We start from the raw sequence: 16,962 nt of genomic DNA on the forward strand, positions 1-16,962 counted from the left end.
TTGAGAACGAAGCCAGCGCTAACACGATGGCCGGGAATTATACGCTCGCCGATGAGACAGGGATTGCAGTGACTCGCCAGTCATCGCCAACCGCGCGAATTTCAGTGATTTTCAGCTCCGGCGCATCCTTCATATAGGCTAGCGGCCAGTCCAGCAGCGGGCGCGCCGTGGAGCCGAGGAACTTGCCGGCGATGAAGATCACGAACTCGTCGACCAGACCAAGCCGGGCAAACGCGCCGGCCAGTCGCGGGCCGGCCTCGACCAGCACTTCGTTGACGCCACGATTGGCCAGCTCGATCAGCAATTGGCGCAGATCGACCTGACCGTCATCACCCGGCACGATCAGGCATTCCGGGCCATGGGCGTACTGTTCTTCGATGGCCACGCAGGTGGCAACCAGCGCCGGGCCGGCCTTGAAGAACGGTGCATCCAGCGGCACTCGCAGACGTCCATCGATCAGCACCCGCAGCGGCGGACGGCTCAGGGCCAGCGCGGTTTGTTCGGCATCCAGCCCCAGCTCATCGCCGCGCACGGTCAACCGTGCGCCGTCAGCCAGCACTGTGTCGGCGCCGGTCAGCACCACGCTGGCCTGGGCGCGCAAACGCTGCACCGCAGAACGTGCGGCAGGGCCGGTAATCCATTGGCTCTCGCCGCTTTCCATCGCAGTGCGGCCGTCGAGGCTCATGGCCAACTTGACCCGCACGAACGGCAAGCCGTGTTCCATGCGCTTCAAAAAACCTTGATTGAGCTTGCGCGCTTCGGCTTCCAGCACACCGCTTTCGGTGGCGATGCCGGCATCGGCCAGACGCTGCAGACCGCGTCCGGCGACTTGCGGATTGGGATCGCGCATCGCCGCGACCACCCGACCGACACCGGCATTCACCAGCGCATCGGCGCAGGGCGGTGTACGGCCGTGGTGGCTGCAAGGTTCAAGGGTGACGTAAGCGGTCGCGCCCCGGGCCAGTTCACCGGCGGCGCGCAGGGCGTGGACTTCGGCGTGGGGTTCGCCGGCGCGCTCATGCCAGCCTTCGCCGACAATCTGCCCGTCGCGCACGATCACGCAGCCGACCCGTGGATTGGGGTGCGTCGTGTAGTGCCCTTTGCGCGCCAGCTCCAGGGCCCGGGCCATGAAACGGGCGTCGAGGATGGCCTGTTCGGCGGCGGTGGTCATTCTTTCACCGGTTCACGGGCGAGACGGTCGATCTCTTCGCGGAACTCGTTGAGGTCCTGGAAGCGGCGGTACACGGAAGCGAAACGGATGTAGGCGACTTCATCGAGCTTTTGCAGCTCGGCCATCACCAGTTCGCCGACCACGAGGGATTTGACCTCGCGTTCGCCGGTGGCGCGCAGCTTATGTTTGATGTGCACCAGCGAGGACTCGAGACGCTCGACGCTCACCGGACGTTTCTCCAGGGCGCGCTGCATGCCGGCGCGGAGTTTTTCTTCGTCGAACGGTTGGCGGCTGCCGTCGGTTTTGATCAGGCGCGGCAACACCAGTTCGGCCGTCTCGAACGTCGTGAAACGTTCGCCGCAGGCCAGGCATTCACGCCGGCGGCGCACCTGTTCGCCCTCGGCGACCAGACGCGAGTCGATGACCTTGGTGTCGTTGGCACCGCAGAAGGGACAGTGCATGGTGGCTGGCAACAAAAAAAGGGAGGGCCATGGTAGCGCATCCCGGTGGCAAGACAAGCCATAGGCTTTGCGGTATACAGACTGCCATGATCGTTTGATCCATGGATTTCATTTTGACGGAGCCACCAATGTCGCTACGACCGCTCGTTTTGCTCAGTGTTTTCGCCCTGCTGGTGGCCTGTGGCAGCGATAAGCCCAAGCCGCAGCCACCAACGCCGGGCCCGGCGCCGCAACAGGCACAGAAAAAGGCCAGGGAAGCAGCCGACCTCGGCCCGCTGCCTGCGTATCAACGGGAACTGAGCGGCACCCTGCAGGGTGTGCCGGCGGGCGCCGAAGTCGAACTGGCGCTGCTGGTGATCGACGAGAAAGGTCGCCCGCAACAATTGCTCGCCAGCTCCAGCCTGATCGGCAACAACCAGGTTCTGCCGTTTCGCCTGCGCTTCAACCCTGACGCCTTCCCGGTCGGGGCGCGGGTCGAACTGCGTGGCCGCGCCACACAGTCCGGCCAACTGATCCTGCACCTGCCGTCGCAGACCATCAGCCAGCCGACCACCCAGGCCCTGGGCCAGCTGCAGTTTGTCAAAGCGCCATGAATGCACCGCTGGACCTGCAACAGGCGCTGGGCGAGCTGCTCGGCGACGCCCGACTGAGGGCCTGTGCGTTGCCGGATACCGATTTGCAGCTGTGGCTGATCGACGGCGACAACATGGCACGGGAATTCAGCCCGGACGAAACCCGGCGAATCCTGCACGAACCGCCGTACTGGAGCTTCTGCTGGGCCAGCGGCCTAGCCGTGGCACGCTATCTGGCGGAATTCCCCGACTGGGTCCGTGGCAAGCGCGTACTGGATTTCGGCGCCGGTTCCGGGATCGCCGGGATTGCCGCCGTGAAGGCCGGCGCGCTGGAAGTGGTGGCCTGCGACCTCGATCCGCTGGCGATTGCCGCGTGCCGGGCCAACGCCGAACTCAATGATGTGCAAATGAGCTATTCCACGGACTTCTTCGCCGAGGCGGATCGCTTCGATCTGATCCTGGTGGCCGACGTTCTCTACGACCGCGAGAACCTGCCGCTGCTCGACGCCTTTCTCAGTCGCGGCCACGAAGCCTTGGTGGCGGATTCGCGGGTCAGGGATTTCCGTCACCCACTGTACCGCCGCATCGAAATGCTCGAAGCCATGACCCTGCCGGATCTGGCCGAGCCTGAAGAGTTTCGCCATGTCAGCCTCTACCACGCGGCCCGCGCCTGACCGTATAGTTGCCCCATTCACGCTTTTACGAGATACCCCATGAGTCAGCAAACGCCGTACATTTTCGACGCCACGACGGCCGACTTCGACCAGTCGGTGATCGAGGCTTCCTTTCAAAAACCGGTGCTGGTGGATTTCTGGGCCGAATGGTGTGCGCCGTGCAAGGCGCTGATGCCGATGCTGCAAGGCATCGCCGAGAGCTATCAGGGCGAGTTGCTGCTGGCCAAGGTGGACTGCGACGCCGAGCAGGACATCGTTGCCCGCTTCGGTATCCGCAGCCTGCCGACCGTGGTGCTGTTCAAGGACGGTCAACCGGTGGACGGTTTTGCCGGCGCCCAGCCGGAATCCGCCGTGCGTGCCCTGCTTGAACCTCACGTAAAAATGCCACCGCCGGCAGCGGCTGATCCGTTCGAGCAAGCCCAGGCGCTGTTCGACGAAGGCCGTTACGCCGATGCCGAAGCCGCGCTGGTGGTGATGCTCAACGAAGACAACACCAACGCCAAGGCGCTGATCCTGTATGCCCGCTGCCTGACCGAACGCGGTGAACTGGGCGAAGCGCAAACCGTGCTCGACGCGGTCAAGAGCGACGAGCACAAAGCCGCGCTGGCCGGTGCCAAGGCGCAGATCAAGTTCCTCGGCCTGGCCCGCGACCTGCCGGACGCTGCCGACCTGAAAAGCCGTCTGGCGCAAAACCCGCAGGACGACGAAGCGGTGTATCAACTGGCGATCCAGCAACTGGCCCGCCAGCAATACGAAGCGGCGCTGGACGCACTGCTCAAGCTGTTCATCCGCAACCGCAGCTACAACGAAGGCCTGCCGCACAAGACCTTGCTGCAAGTGTTCGAACTGCTGGGCAACGATCACCCGCTGGTGACCGCTTACCGGCGCAAGGTGTTTGCCGCGCTGTACTAAGCGCTTACTCGATCCAGCTGTAGAGCGGCGTATCCCCGCCGCTCGCCACTTTCACATCCGACGAATGCCGCAGGCGCACCAGCAGGCGCTTGCCCGCCGCCGCGCTGCCGGTCAGTCCTTCGAGCTGATCCAGCAGCTCCGGCCCGCTGAGTTGCCCGGCCTTGCGCAGCAAATCCCTGGCGACCTGCCACAACGCGTCATCCTGATTGACCGGCTTCGCCACAGGCGCTGCGGCGGCTTGCGGCTGGGCCGTTTGCACCTGCACGCCAAACTTCGCACCGAACCTCGCCCAGTCGCTTTCATCCAGTTCCAGGGTCAAATCCACCGGCAACTCACCGACGGTTCCGCGTATCCGCAACATAACTTCGCTCCCGCACATTTCTGACCTGCATGCTCCCATGGGACTTGTGTAACGCCAAGCGGGCGGGCAAACTCTGCGCACTTTCGTTATAAGATTACATAACAAACTCTTCACTTTACTTCCCGGAGTTCGCCATGCGTCGTCTGCTGCTCGCTTTGCCGTTTGCCCTGTTGCCGCTGGCCATCGCCCAGGCCGCCGATGAGCACGATCATGATCAAGAACATGGCAGCCTCGGTGCCCACGAGCATGGCGTCGGTCGCCTGAACGCGGCGCTCGACGGCCAGACCCTGGAGCTGGAGCTGGAAAGCCCGGCGATGAACCTAGTCGGCTTCGAACACGCCGCCACCAGCGATGCCGACAAGGCCAAGGTCGCTGCCGCCCGTGCACAGCTGGAAAAACCGTTGGCGCTGTTCAGCCTGCCGGCTGCCGCCGGTTGCAAAGTTGCCAGTCAGAAACTGGAAAGCCCGCTGTTCGGTGACAAGCCGGATGCCGACGATCACGACGACGATGACCACGACGAAGACGCCAAGGGCGGTGAAGCGCATCACCACGACCACAGCGAAATCCACGCTCACTACCAGTTCACCTGCGCAGCACCGGGCGCCTTGACTACTCTGGATCTGGCGAACATTTTCAATACCTTCCCGGCCACCCAGAAAATTCAGGTACAACTGATCAGCCCGAACGGCCAGCAAGGCACGGAAGTGACGGCCAAATCCGCCGCCCTGAAATTCTGATCACGAACCGGCACCATGACCCACGCACTCATCGAACTGTCCGACCTCGGCTTCAACTGGCCCGGTCATCCGCCGCTGCTGGATATCCCGGCGTTTCGTCTGGAGCCGGGTGAAACCCTGTTCCTCAAGGGCCCCAGCGGCAGCGGCAAGACCACCCTGCTCGGCCTGCTCGGCGGGGTGCAGAAGCCCGGGCGCGGCAGCATTCGCCTGCTCGGCCAGGAACTGACCGAACTGGGTGCCGGCGCTCGCGACCGTTTTCGCGTCGATCACACCGGCTACATCTTTCAGCAGTTCAACCTGCTGCCGTTTCTCTCGGTGCGCGAGAACGTCGAGCTGCCCTGTCACTTTTCGAAGCTGCGGGCAGACCGTGCGAAACAGCGTCACGGCAGTGTCGATCAGGCAGCGGCTACGCTGCTCGCCCACCTGGGTCTGAAGGACGAAGGCATTCTCGGGCGCCGCGCCGATTCGCTGTCGATCGGTCAGCAGCAACGGGTCGCCGCTGCACGTGCACTGATCGGTCAGCCGGAACTGGTGATCGCCGACGAGCCGACCTCGGCGCTGGATTACGACGCCCGGGAAAACTTCATTCGCCTGCTGTTCGCCGAATGCCGTGAGGCCGGCTCGAGCCTGTTGTTCGTCAGCCACGACCAGAGCCTGGCGCCGCTGTTCGACCGTCACCTGTCCCTGGCCGAACTCAATCGCGCCGCCACGTCTGCCGAGGTCTGAGATGTATCTGTTCCGTCTGGCCATGGCCAGCCTCGCCAACCGCCGCTTTACCGCTCTGCTTACCGCTTTCGCCATCGCCCTCTCCGTCTGCCTGCTGCTGGCGGTGGAGCGGGTGCGCACCGAAGCCAAGGCCAGTTTCGCCAGCACCATCAGCGGCACCGACCTGATCGTCGGCGCCCGCTCCGGTTCGGTGAACCTGCTGTTGTATTCGGTGTTCCGCATCGGCAACGCCACCAACAACATTCGCTGGGACAGCTTCGAACACTTCGCCAGCAATCCGAAGGTGAAGTGGGCGATCCCGATGTCCCTCGGCGACTCCCATCGCGGCTACCGGGTGATGGGCACCACCGAAGCCTATTTCGAGCATTACCAGTACGGTCGCCAGCAGCATCTGGAGTTGGCCGACGGCCGCGCCTTTGCTACCGATCCGTTCGAAGTGGTGCTCGGGGCCGAAGTGGCCGAGGCGTTGCATTACAAGCTCGGCGACAAACTGGTACTGGCCCACGGCGTGGCGGCGATCAGTCTGGTCAAGCACGACGACAAACCGTTCACCGTGGTCGGCATTCTCAAGCGCACCGGCACCCCGGTGGACCGCACGTTGCACATCAGTCTCGGCGGCATGGAGGCGATCCACATCGACTGGCACAACGGTGTGCCGGCCCGTGGCAACGGGCGGATCAGTGCCGATCAGGCGCGCAACATGGACCTGACGCCGCAAGCGATCACCGCGTTCATGCTCGGCCTCAACAGCAAGATTTCCACCTTCGCGCTGCAACGCGAGATCAACGAATTCCGTGGCGAGCCGATGCTGGCGATCCTGCCGGGCGTGGCCTTGCAGGAACTGTGGAGCCTTATGAGCACCGCTGAAAAAGCGCTGTTCGTAGTCTCGCTGTTCGTGGTGCTGACTGGGTTGATCGGCATGCTCACGGCGATTCTCACCAGTCTCAACGAACGTCGTCGCGAAATGGCGATTCTGCGCTCGGTGGGCGCGCGGCCGTGGCACATCGCGAGCCTGCTGGTGCTGGAAGCCTTCGCCCTGGCGCTAACCGGGGTGATCGCAGGGCTGGCGCTGCTGTACATCGGCATCGCCGCAGCACAGGGTTATGTGCAGGCCAATTACGGCTTGTATCTGCCGCTGGCATGGCCAAGCGAGTATGAATGGACGCTGCTCGGTGGCATTCTGGCTGCCGCGCTGCTGATGGGCAGCGTGCCGGCCTGGCGCGCGTATCGCCAATCCTTGGCCGATGGCCTGTCGATCCGTTTATGAGGATGTTCACCATGCCCCGCGCTGTCCTTGCGCTGCTGATGCTGGTCGCCCTGCCCGTCTGGGCGGCGGCACCGAAAGACCTGACCTGGTCGGAGATGATCCCGCCGGACGCGGCGCCCGAAGTGCCGAACATGACACCGCTGCATGACCTGTCGAAGATGAGCGATGCGCTGTCCGCCGAATCGGCGCCAGCGGCGAAACAGGACATGCCCAACGCGCCAGTGGTGCAGAGCCTCGACGGCCAGAACATTCGCCTGCCAGGCTATATCGTGCCACTGGAAGTCAGTGAGGAAGGACGCACAACGGACTTCCTGCTGGTGCCGTACTTCGGCGCCTGCATCCACGTGCCGCCACCGCCGTCGAATCAGATCGTGCATGTGAAAAGCGAAGTCGGCGTGAAGCTCGACGAGCTGTATCAGCCGTACTGGGTCGAAGGGCCGTTGCAGGTCAAACCGTCTACCAGCGAGCTGGCGGATGCCGGCTATCAGATGGATGCGGACAAGATTTACGTCTATGAACTGCCGGAGTAAATCCGGCAATCAGTTATAGCCCGCCAAATCGGCTTCGCGAGCAAAGGTTCCACAAAAAAACCGCCCATCACTGTTTCATTGAGCTGAGTCAAAAGACCGTATCAGACGGATTCGTACCATAGGACATCAAACATTTTTAACGTCCTTTGGGAGCTTCCATGAACAAGTCCTTGCTCAGCGCTTCGCTGTTTGCCCTCGCGCTCGCAGCCCCGCTCGCCCACGCCCACGAAGCCGGCGACATCATCGTTCGTGCCGGTGCGATCACCGTCAACCCGAAGGCCGACAGCTCCAGCGTCAAGGTCGATCAGGGTCCGCTGAGCGGCACCAACCTGGGCGGTAAGGCGACCATGAGCAGCGACACCCAACTGGGTCTGAACTTCGCCTACATGCTGACCAACAACATCGGTATCGAGCTGTTGGCCGCATCGCCGTTCGAGCATGACGTGAAGATCAAGGGCACTGCCCTGCCAGCCGCCAACGGCAAGCTCGGCACCCTGAAACACCTGCCGCCGACCCTGAGCGTCGTCTACTACCCGCTTGACGCGAAGTCGGCCTTCCAGCCGTACATCGGCGGCGGCATCAACTACACCTGGATCTACGACGAGCACGTCGGCAGCGAAGCCCAGTCCAACGGCTTCAGCAACTTCAAGGCGAAAAACTCCTGGGGCCTGGCCTGGCAGGTCGGCGCCGACTACATGCTGACCGACAACATCATGCTCAACGCCCAGGTGCGCTACATCGACATCGACACCCGCGCCACCGTCGAGAACAACGCCGTGGCTCCGGGCACTCGCGCAAAAGTGAATGTCGACGTCGATCCATTTGTGTACATGGTCGGTCTGGGCTACAAGTTCTAAGCGAGCAATCAAAGAACGTTCACGTGGTGGTGAATGAGGCTTGGTGGCGGGCAGACTCAGAACTGACGGCGATGTTACGCAATCGACCGGGGAGCAAGCTCCCTCGCTACAGGAAACAGGTTTGAAACCCGAATTCCGGCCGTGAAAAAGGCGCCTGTCAAAAGGCGCCTTTTTCATGTCCGCGAGAAGCTCAGCGACCGAGCAGGCGGGCCAGGCCGACGCTCATCGGCGTTGGTGTCGGGCACTTGAAGCGCTCGAGCAATCGGCCGTTGTTCGCCCGCGAATGGCGGATGTCACCGGAGCGTGCCGGGCCGTAGCTGACCGGCGGCAGCTCACCGACCACCGCTTCCAGCGCGGCCAGCATCTGCTTGAGGTTGGTCGCCTGATTCCAGCCGACATTCACCGCACCGACTTGCACTTCAGGTTTTTCCAAGGCCTGCACCAGCACGTCGACCAGGTCTTCGACGTACATGAAATCCCGGGTCTGCTCGCCATCGCCAAACACTGTGATCGGCAGGCCTTTCTGCGCGCGTTCGCTGAAGATGCTGATCACGCCGGAGTATGGCGAGGACGGATCCTGGCGCGGACCGAATATGTTGAAGAAACGGAAGATCGCCGGTTCCAGACCGTGCTGGCGACGGTAGAAATCGAAGTAGTGTTCGCCCGCCAGTTTGTCCGAGGCGTACGGTGTCAGCGGCGCTTTCGGCGTGTCTTCGTTGATCGACTCGCCCTCGCCATTGTTGCCGTAGACCGCTGCGCTGGAAGCGAACAGCACACGCTTCACGCCGGCCTCGCGCATGGCTTCGCAGACGTTGAGCGTGCCGATGAAGTTGCTCTGGTGAGTCTTCACCGGATCATCCACCGACGCTTGCACCGAAGCCACGGCGGCCAGGTGCGCAACGGCGCTGCAACCTTGCATCGCCCGGGCGACCAGCGCGGCATCGGCAACGTCGCCGACGATCAGCTCGACATTGGGATTGTCCAGCGGCAGGTTGCTGCGTTTGCCGGTCGACAGGTCATCGAGGATCCGTACCAAATGGCCGTTGGCGAGCAACGCGTCCGTCAGGTGCGAACCGATGAAACCGGCGCCGCCAGTGATTAAAACAGGGCCTTCAGCCATGACGATAAAACCTATCCAGTAAGCCCGGGAGCGCGGCACGCCAGGCGCGCGGCTTGATCCCGAAAGTGTGCAGAATTTTCTTGCAGGCCAGCACCGCGTGTTGCGGTTCTTCAGCAGCGTCCTCACGCGCGGCGTGGGCCTGGGCGGTCGGTTCTTCGATCGCCAGCGGATGCAGGCTGCGGGCCTCGGTGAGAATCGCCTGCCCCAGCGCCAGCGGTGTGGTCGCCTCGTGGCCGGCGTAGTGGTAAGTGCCCCACAGCGGCGCGGCGCAATCGAGTTGCTTGAGCACCGAGATGATCACCCGGGCCGCATCGTCGACCGGCGTAGGATTGCCGCGTCGGTCGTCGGCCAGCAGCAATTCGTCCGGCTTTTCAGCGCGAGCGAGGAAACGCCCGAGGGTGCCTTCCGGGCTGTCGTCCAGCAGCCAGCCGAAACGCAGCAGCACGTGCTGCGGGCAAGTGGCCCGCACGCTCTGCTCGATCCGCCACAGCGCCTGACCGCGCAGGCCCAACGGCACCGGCTCGTCCTTTTCGCTGTAGGCGGTGGCGCGGGAGCCGTCGAATACCCGGTAGCTGGAAGGTTGCACCAGCACGATGTTGTGGTGCTGGCACAATTCGGCCAGACGCTCGATGGCGCGTTCCTGGCCCGACAGACGGCTTTCGCTGACGGTCTCGGCCTGGAACCAGTCGAAATAGTAGGCAAGGTTGATCAATGCATCGGGACGGGTGTCGTCGAGCAGTTGAGTCAGGCTCGCGGCATCCCAGCCGTCTTCGGGCGGGCGGGGGGCGAGGAAACCGATGTCTTCCTCCGCACCGAGGCGAATCAGCGCCTGCCCAAGGGCATTTCCGCCGCCCAGTAACATAAGGCGCATTCGCATAGAGTCAGCAGGCCCAGTCTGATTGGAACGATGGCTTTAGCGACGATGCTCGGGGCACCGTCGTCGATAATTGCCGGAATCGTTGCATTTTGCGGGTTTAGTGCGCAACCGTCACCCGTAAAGTGTAGATCCCCGGCGGTACTTGCAACTTCGCCCGCCCGCCCGCATAACTGCAGACATGAATCTGCCCATCCCCAAGGACGTGGCCCTGGCAGGCTTTCACCCCGCCGTCAGCGCCTGGTTCAGCCGCACATTCGCGACGGTCACCGCCGCCCAGGCCCGCGCATGGCCGTTGATCCGCCAGCACCGCTCGACGCTGATCGCCGCGCCCACCGGCTCCGGCAAGACCCTCACCGCATTCCTCGCGGTGCTCGACGATCTGGTCCACCGTGGCCTGGAAACCCCGGACGGCCTGCCGGACAAAACGCTGGTGGTCTACGTTTCGCCACTCAAGGCGCTGTCCAACGACATCCGCATCAACCTGCAGAATCCGCTGGCGGGAATCACCGAGCAGTTGCGCCAAATGGATCTGCCGCCGCTGGAAATCACCACCGCCGTGCGCACCGGTGACACCCCGCAAAAAGACCGCGCCGCCATGCGCAAGAGCGCGCCGCACATTCTGGTGACCACTCCGGAATCGCTCTACGTGCTGCTTGGCTCGGAATCCGGACGCAAGATGCTAGGCACCACGCGCACCGTGATCGTCGATGAAATCCACGCCATCGCTGCCGGCAAACGTGGCAGCCACCTGGCCTTGAGCCTCGAACGCCTGCAGGCGTTGTGCGCCGAGCCGCTGACCCGCATCGGTCTGTCGGCCACGCAAAAACCGATCGATGCCGTCGCACGCTTTCTGGTGGGCCATGATCGTCCGTGCGAAATCATCGACATCGGCCATGCCCGCCCACGGGATCTGGGCATCGAAGTGCCGCCGGTGCCGTTGTCGGCGGTCATGGCCAATGACGTCTGGGAACTGGTCTACGATCGTCTCGCCACACTGGCCCGAGAACACCGCACCACGCTGATTTTCGTCAACACCCGGCGCCTGGCCGAACGCCTGAGCCGGCATCTGAGCGAACGCCTCGGCAAACACGCCGTAGCCGCGCACCATGGCAGCCTCGCCAAGGAGTTTCGCCTTGATGCGGAACAACGACTCAAGCGCGGCGAGCTGCAAGTGCTGATCGCCACCGCGTCGCTGGAACTGGGGATCGACATCGGTGAAGTCGACCTCGTGTGCCAGATTGCCTCGCCGCGTTCGATTGCCGGGTTCCTGCAACGGGTCGGCCGTTCCGGACACCAGGTCGGCGGCACGCCAAAGGGGCGCCTGTTCGCAACGACGCGCGACGACCTGATCGAGTGTGCGGCCCTGCTCGACTGCGTGCGCCGGGGCGAACTCGATACGCTGCACATCCCCGAAGCTCCGCTGGACGTACTGGCGCAGCAGATCATCGCCGAGGTCAGTTGCCAGGAGTGGGCCGAAGACGCCTTACTCGCAATGTTCCGCCGGGCCGAGCCCTACGCCCGCCTCGACGAAAAACATTATCAGGCGTTGCTGACGATGCTCGCCGAGGGCTACAACGGTCGCCAGGGCATCCGCAGTGCCTACCTGCACCGAGACGCGGTGAGTCGAACCCTGCGTGGGCGGCGCGGCGCGCGACTGACGGCCGTGACCAGCGGCGGCACCATCCCGGACAACGCCGACTACAGCGTACTGCTGGAACCCCAAAGCCTGAACATCGGCAGCGTCAACGAAGACTTCGCCGTGGAAAGCATTGCCGGCGATGTGTTCCAGCTCGGCAATACCTCCTATCGAATCCTGCGGGTGGAAACCGGCAAGGTGCGGGTCGAAGATGCCCAGGGCCAGCCACCGACCATTCCGTTCTGGCTCGGTGAAGCGCCCGGTCGCAGCGCCGAATTGTCGATGGCCGTGGCCCGCCTGCAAGCACAGCTCGACGAATTGCTGAGCGCCAGCCCTGGCAACCTGCAACCGGCCCTCGACTGGCTGACCGCAACCCTCGGACTGGACCTGGCCAGCGCCGAACAGCTTGTGGATTATCTGGCCCGCGCCCGCCTCGCCCTCGGCGCTCTACCGTCCCAGGACACGCTGCTGATGGAGCGGTTTTTCGACGAGTCCGGCGGCACCCAACTGATCATCCATTCGCCGTTTGGCAGCCGTATCAATCGCGCCTGGGGACTGGCCCTGCGCAAGCGCTTCTGCCGCACCTTCAACTTCGAATTGCAGGCCGCTGCCAGCGAAGATGCAATCGTGCTGTCGCTGTCCACCAGCCACAGTTTCGAACTCGACGAGGTCTGGCGTTATCTGCACAGCAACAGCGCCGAGCACATCCTGATTCAGGCCGTGCTGGATGCGCCATTGTTCGGTGTGCGCTGGCGCTGGAATGCCGGGGTGGCGCTGGCCCTGCCGCGCTACACCGGCGGGCGCAAAGTCGCGCCGCAATTGCAGCGGATGAAAAGCGAAGACCTGATCGCCAGCGTGTTTCCGGATCAGATCGCCTGCCTGGAAAACCTCGCCGGTGAACGGGAAATTCCCGAGCATCCGTTGGTGGAGCAGACCCTCGACGATTGCCTGCATGAAGCGATGGACAGCAAGGGCTGGCTGCAATTGCTGCGGCGCATGGAGCACGGCGAAGTGCGGCTGATCGCCCGTGACCTTCCGGCCCCTTCGCCGCTGGCGGCGGAAATCCTCAGCGCCCGCCCCTACACCTTTCTCGACGACGCGCCGCTGGAAGAGCGTCGCACCCAGGCTGTGCTCAACCGCCGCTGGAGCGATCCGCAATCCACCGATGACCTCGGCGCGCTGGACGCCGATGCGATCAACGCCGTGCGCGAAGAGGCGTGGCCGACGCCGAACGGCGCCGATGAAATGCACGAAGCGCTGATGAGCCTGGCCTGCATCAGCGACCGCGAAGTCGATGCCAACCTGCATTGGCGCGATTGGCTGAATGCGTTGGCCGACACTGATCGAGCCTGCCGATTGCAGATCGATCCCGAGCATTCGCTGTGGCTGGCGCGGGAACGCCTGACCTGTCTGCAAGCGCTTTATCCACAGGCGCATTCGGCACTGTCAGCGCTGCCGGGTTTCGATGAAATCTGGACCGCCGACGATGCCTTGGTGGAAGTCATCCGCGCACGGCTGAGTGCATTCGGCCCGCTGCCGCTGGAGGCCATCGCCCGGCCGCTGTCATTGCCAGCCGCACAGGTCCATCAAGCACTCGCCCGACTGGAGCGTGAAGGCTACGTGCTGCGCGGTCGGTTCACCCCGGGGCTGACGATTGAAGAATGGTGCGAGCGGCATCTGCTGGCGCGTATTCATCGCTACACGGTCAAGCGCCTGCGCCGGGAAATCGAACCGGTGGCATTGCAGGATTTCATGCGTTTTCTGTTCGACTGGCAGCATCTGTCCCCGTCCACCCGGGGTCAGGGCAGCGCCGTGTTGCCTAAAATTGTCGGCCAGTTCGAAGGTTATCCGGCTGCCGCCTCGGCGTGGGACAGCGACATCCTCCCGGCGCGGCTCAAGGACTACTCATCGAGCTGGCTGGATGATCTGTGCCGCAGCGGAAAACTGGTGTGGACACGCCTCAGCGCCCGGCAGAAAACCAGCGGCACAGCTTTGCGCAGTACGCCGGTCGTGTTGCTGCCGCGCAGTCAGGTCGGGTTGTGGAGTTCGCTGGCCGAACAGACGCCGATCAGCGAACTGTCGCCCAAGACGCAGAAAGTCTTCGAGGCCCTCAGCCAGCACGGTGCGCTGTTCTTCGATGAGCTGATTCATGAAGCGCATCTGCTGCGCACCGAACTGGAAATCGCCTTGCAGGAACTGGTCGGCGCCGGTCTGGTGAATGCCGACAGCTTTGCCGGCCTGCGGGCGCTGATCACCCCGGCGAGCAAGCGCCAGCAACGCAGCAGTCGGCGCGGGCGCGGGGCGTTTGTCGGAGGTATGGACGATGCCGGGCGCTGGGCGCTGTTGCGTCGTGGGCCGGTTGTGGAAAACAGCCAGACAGCGTCGCCCGAAACCCTGGAACACATCGCCATGACCTTGTTGCGCCGTTACGGCGTGGTGTTCTGGCGCCTGCTGGAACGCGAAGCCGACTGGCTACCAAGCTGGCGCGAACTCCTGCGCACCTTTCACCGGTTGGAGGCTCGGGGCGAGATTCGTGGCGGGCGGTTTGTCAGCGGTCTGGCCGGTGAACAATTCGCCTTGCCCGAGGCGATACCACTGCTGCGCGAAGTGCGCCGCCGCCCTCATGACGGCAGCCTGATCGCCGTGTGCGGGGTCGATCCGCTGAACCTCGCCGGCACCTTGCTGCCGGGCGCAAAAGTACCGGCGCTGGCGAGCAATCGGCTGGTGTATCGCGACGGCTTGCCGGTCGCTGCGGAGATCGCCGGCAAGCAGCAATTCTGGGTGGAACTGGACCCCACCGCCATGAGCGACATTCGCAACAAGCTGACCCGTCACTGAGTCCGCGCCTGTTCCGTCAACACCACCGACGAATGCGCCACCACCTCATCGTCTTGTCGCTTCGGCAACAAAACCTGCTGTGGATAAGTCTGCGCGAAATGCACCCACGGACTGTTATCCACAAGCTTTTTCAAACGCTGGTTGAACGCGCGGCTCACCGCATATTGCCCGCCCGACACCGTGCGGAACTGCGCGGTCAGCACCACGCCGTTCAGGTCCATTTTGTCCACGCCGAACACATCCAGCGGCCCTTGCAGGTTGTACTTGAGGAACGGGTCTTCGCGGATCGAATCTCCGGTCTCGCGAATCAACTCGATGGCTTTTTCGACATCGGTGTCGTAGGTGAACTGCACCGAGAAAAACGCGAACGCAAACTGCCGCGATTGATTGGTCACAGCCTTGATCTGACCGAACGGCACCGAGTGCACGAAGCCCTTGCCGTCGCGCAGGCGCAGGGTGCGAATGGTCAGGCCTTCGACCGTGCCGGCATGCCCGGAATCGAGCACCACCCAGTCGCCGATCGATAGCGTGTCTTCAATGATGATGAACAGCCCGGTGATCACGTCCTGCACCAGTTGCTGCGAACCGAAACCGATGGCCAGACCGACCACCCCGGCACCCGCCAGCAGCGGCGCGACGTTGATCCCGAGATTGGCCATGGTGGTGATTGCGCAGATCACCACCAGGATGATTTTGATCGCGTTGCGCAGCAGCGGCAGGATAGTTTTCACCCGGGTGCTGGGCTGGCGCGCCGAGCGCTTGCTGACCGGCGGCTTCAGCGCTTCCTGAATTGCCGTGTCGAGCACCACCCACAGCAGCCACGTCACGAGGAAGATCAGGCCGATGCTGCTCAAGGCATTGCTGATCGCCCGGCCGACCGTGCTGCTTTGGGCAAAATCGATCAGCGAAACACCCCAGATCCGCCCGAGGATATCGATGAACGCAATCGCGATGACGATCCGCAGCAACGCATGCAACAGGCTGAGAAAACGCTCCTTGTAGGCGCTGCTGCGCTGGATCGCCTCGGCCCGGCGTGATTTGAACAGGTGCTGCAGCACCGTGCTAAGAAACACCGTGCCGATCAACAGCACCGTGGTGAACAGCGCACAGCGCAGAGCCTTTTGATTATCCTCGCCGATGCCGATCAGATTGACCGCCGAGACCAGCACCATCAAAACGATCGGCCAATACCAGAGCCCGGAAAAGATCCGCAGCGACTCCTGCAATGACGGCTGTTTCAGACGTTGGGCCAGCGAGCGATTGCGGATCAGGTGCGCCACCGGCCGGCGCAAGCGAATCACCAGCAAACCGAAAATGATCGACGCCAGCAGACCGGTGAACACCGCGACGCTGCTGGTGATGTTGCCACCCAGTTGCCGGGCGATCTGCGGGCTGGTCAGCGCATCACTCAATGCGGCGAGAAAACCGATCAGGAACAGCGGTTTCGGGCAGTAGTCGCGGATGATCTGCACCGCTCGTCGCTTGTGGCCGGTATTGAACATCACCACTACGCACAACAGCATCGAGGTGGAAAAAATGCCGCTGCTGGTGGCGTAGGCAAAACACAGCGCCAGCGCCCGGCCGACCGAGGCCGGCAGAAAGTGGCTGACGTACAGGGTCAACGGCAGACAGATCAATGCGGGCAATGTGTAGGGCAGCAAATAACCGATCAGATCCTGACTGCGCTGGCGGGTACGCAGCCAGCGGCCCTCGCGCATCCGCTTGGCCAGTACGCTGCCCAGCACCGTCAGCACGGCGAAGGTGCCGAGCCACACGCCGGACAACATCATGAAATCCCCGGCCACGCTCCACCCCGAGCGATCCGACGGCTGGTTGACCAGCCTGTCCACTTCATCCGCCGCCCGGTCGGCGCGCAGACGCCAGGCATCGACCAGATGCTCGTTGAGGTCGAGTTTGTCCTGCACGTCGTCGATGCTGGAACTGATGGCGCCGAGCAGTCCGCCCTGCACCAACGGCTCGGGTTCGGCGGCTTTTGCGGTGGCTGCCGGGACGCCCGGCAATGTGGCGGCCTGCAGCATTTGGCCGCCGGAAAACAGCAGCGCCCCCAATAGAATTGCGATCCTGAACCTGGTCAAAACGCAGAGCTCCCTTGGTTGAACCTGTAAGGAACTGAGCGTTTTTTGCTCGGCAAAGTTCAAGAGCGCGTTGACAGTGGCTTTTGATCTTTGCTCCCAGGTCAAATATCAAATGCCCATCCCTGTA

15 protein-coding genes are annotated in these 16,962 nt (G+C 63.2%); 9 read left to right on the forward strand and 6 right to left on the reverse strand.

Features of this window, described 5'->3' with window-relative positions:
• Positions 1–37: 37 nt before the first annotated feature.
• A complete protein-coding gene (gene ribD, locus IF189_RS25150) occupies positions 38–1,171 on the reverse strand; it encodes a bifunctional diaminohydroxyphosphoribosylaminopyrimidine deaminase/5-amino-6-(5-phosphoribosylamino)uracil reductase RibD (protein WP_134828246.1) in 1,134 nt (377 codons plus the stop codon).
• Positions 1,168–1,632, reverse strand: coding sequence for a transcriptional regulator NrdR (gene nrdR, locus IF189_RS25155; protein ID WP_003228656.1), 465 nt, complete (start codon positions 1,630–1,632; stop codon positions 1,168–1,170). Before nrdR ends, ribD begins: the two co-directional genes overlap by 4 nt.
• A 128-nt stretch (positions 1,633–1,760) precedes the next feature.
• Between nrdR and IF189_RS25160 the strand changes: the two genes are divergently transcribed.
• Genes IF189_RS25160 through trxA form a run of 3 tightly spaced genes read left to right on the forward strand, consistent with a single transcriptional unit; the run spans position 1,761 to position 3,790 of the window.
• Positions 1,761–2,225 (forward strand): hypothetical protein, encoded by a 465-nt coding sequence (locus IF189_RS25160; protein ID WP_134828247.1) that lies wholly within the window; start codon positions 1,761–1,763, stop codon positions 2,223–2,225.
• The gene (locus tag IF189_RS25165; protein WP_192552425.1) at positions 2,222–2,878 is read left to right on the forward strand and encodes a class I SAM-dependent methyltransferase; all 657 of its coding nucleotides are present in this window, start codon (positions 2,222–2,224) and stop codon (positions 2,876–2,878) included. Before IF189_RS25160 ends, IF189_RS25165 begins: the two co-directional genes overlap by 4 nt.
• A gap of 39 nt (positions 2,879–2,917) precedes the next feature.
• On the forward strand, positions 2,918–3,790 hold the full coding sequence (trxA, locus tag IF189_RS25170; protein WP_134828249.1) for a thioredoxin: 873 nt from the start codon (positions 2,918–2,920) through the stop codon (positions 3,788–3,790).
• Between the two features lie 4 nt (positions 3,791–3,794).
• Here trxA and IF189_RS25175 read toward each other — a convergent pair whose 3' ends face one another.
• Positions 3,795–4,151 (reverse strand): hypothetical protein, encoded by a 357-nt coding sequence (locus IF189_RS25175; protein WP_134828250.1) that lies wholly within the window; start codon positions 4,149–4,151, stop codon positions 3,795–3,797.
• Between the two features lie 134 nt (positions 4,152–4,285).
• Between IF189_RS25175 and IF189_RS25180 the strand changes: the two genes are divergently transcribed.
• The 5 genes from IF189_RS25180 (at position 4,286) to IF189_RS25200 (ending at position 8,268) form a co-directional block, all read left to right on the forward strand.
• A complete protein-coding gene (locus IF189_RS25180) occupies positions 4,286–4,888 on the forward strand; it encodes a DUF2796 domain-containing protein (RefSeq protein WP_134828251.1) in 603 nt (200 codons plus the stop codon).
• 15 nt (positions 4,889–4,903) lie between these two features.
• Positions 4,904–5,614 (forward strand): ABC transporter ATP-binding protein, encoded by a 711-nt coding sequence (locus tag IF189_RS25185; RefSeq protein WP_134828252.1) that lies wholly within the window; start codon positions 4,904–4,906, stop codon positions 5,612–5,614.
• Position 5,615: 1 nt separating this feature from the next.
• Positions 5,616–6,881, forward strand: coding sequence for an ABC transporter permease (locus IF189_RS25190; RefSeq protein WP_064599744.1), 1,266 nt, complete (start codon positions 5,616–5,618; stop codon positions 6,879–6,881).
• Between the two features lie 11 nt (positions 6,882–6,892).
• Positions 6,893–7,411, forward strand: a complete 519-nt coding sequence (locus IF189_RS25195) for a DUF3299 domain-containing protein (protein WP_085712361.1) — start codon at positions 6,893–6,895, stop codon at positions 7,409–7,411.
• 158 nt (positions 7,412–7,569) lie between these two features.
• Positions 7,570–8,268 carry an OmpW/AlkL family protein gene (locus IF189_RS25200; protein ID WP_085712330.1) on the forward strand — a complete coding sequence of 233 codons (699 nt, stop codon included), beginning with the start codon at positions 7,570–7,572 and terminating at the stop codon, positions 8,266–8,268.
• A 190-nt stretch (positions 8,269–8,458) separates the two neighbouring features.
• Here IF189_RS25200 and IF189_RS25205 read toward each other — a convergent pair whose 3' ends face one another.
• Complete coding sequence (locus IF189_RS25205) at positions 8,459–9,388, reverse strand: NAD-dependent epimerase/dehydratase family protein (protein WP_192552426.1); 930 nt, start codon at positions 9,386–9,388, stop codon at positions 8,459–8,461.
• Positions 9,381–10,265 (reverse strand): sugar nucleotide-binding protein, encoded by an 885-nt coding sequence (locus IF189_RS25210; RefSeq protein WP_085712332.1) that lies wholly within the window; start codon positions 10,263–10,265, stop codon positions 9,381–9,383. The genes IF189_RS25205 and IF189_RS25210 overlap by 8 nt, the downstream gene beginning before the upstream one ends.
• 178 nt (positions 10,266–10,443) lie before the next feature.
• On the opposite strand from IF189_RS25210, the gene IF189_RS25215 reads away from it, so the two are divergent.
• Entirely contained in the window at positions 10,444–14,739 is a 4,296-nt protein-coding gene (locus IF189_RS25215) for a DEAD/DEAH box helicase (protein ID WP_192552427.1), read from the forward strand.
• Here the strand turns inward: IF189_RS25215 and IF189_RS25220 are convergent.
• Positions 14,733–16,835: a mechanosensitive ion channel family protein gene (locus IF189_RS25220; RefSeq protein WP_192552428.1), complete on the reverse strand. Its 2,103-nt coding sequence runs from the start codon at positions 16,833–16,835 to the stop codon at positions 14,733–14,735. The two genes, IF189_RS25215 and IF189_RS25220, sit on opposite strands and share 7 nt — an antisense overlap.
• Between the last annotated feature and the right edge of the window lie 127 nt (positions 16,836–16,962).

Origin of the sequence: Pseudomonas sp. IzPS59 (genome assembly GCF_014863505.1) — a bacterium.
In the GTDB taxonomy this organism is placed as follows: Bacteria; Pseudomonadota; Gammaproteobacteria; order Pseudomonadales; family Pseudomonadaceae; genus Aquipseudomonas; species Aquipseudomonas kribbensis.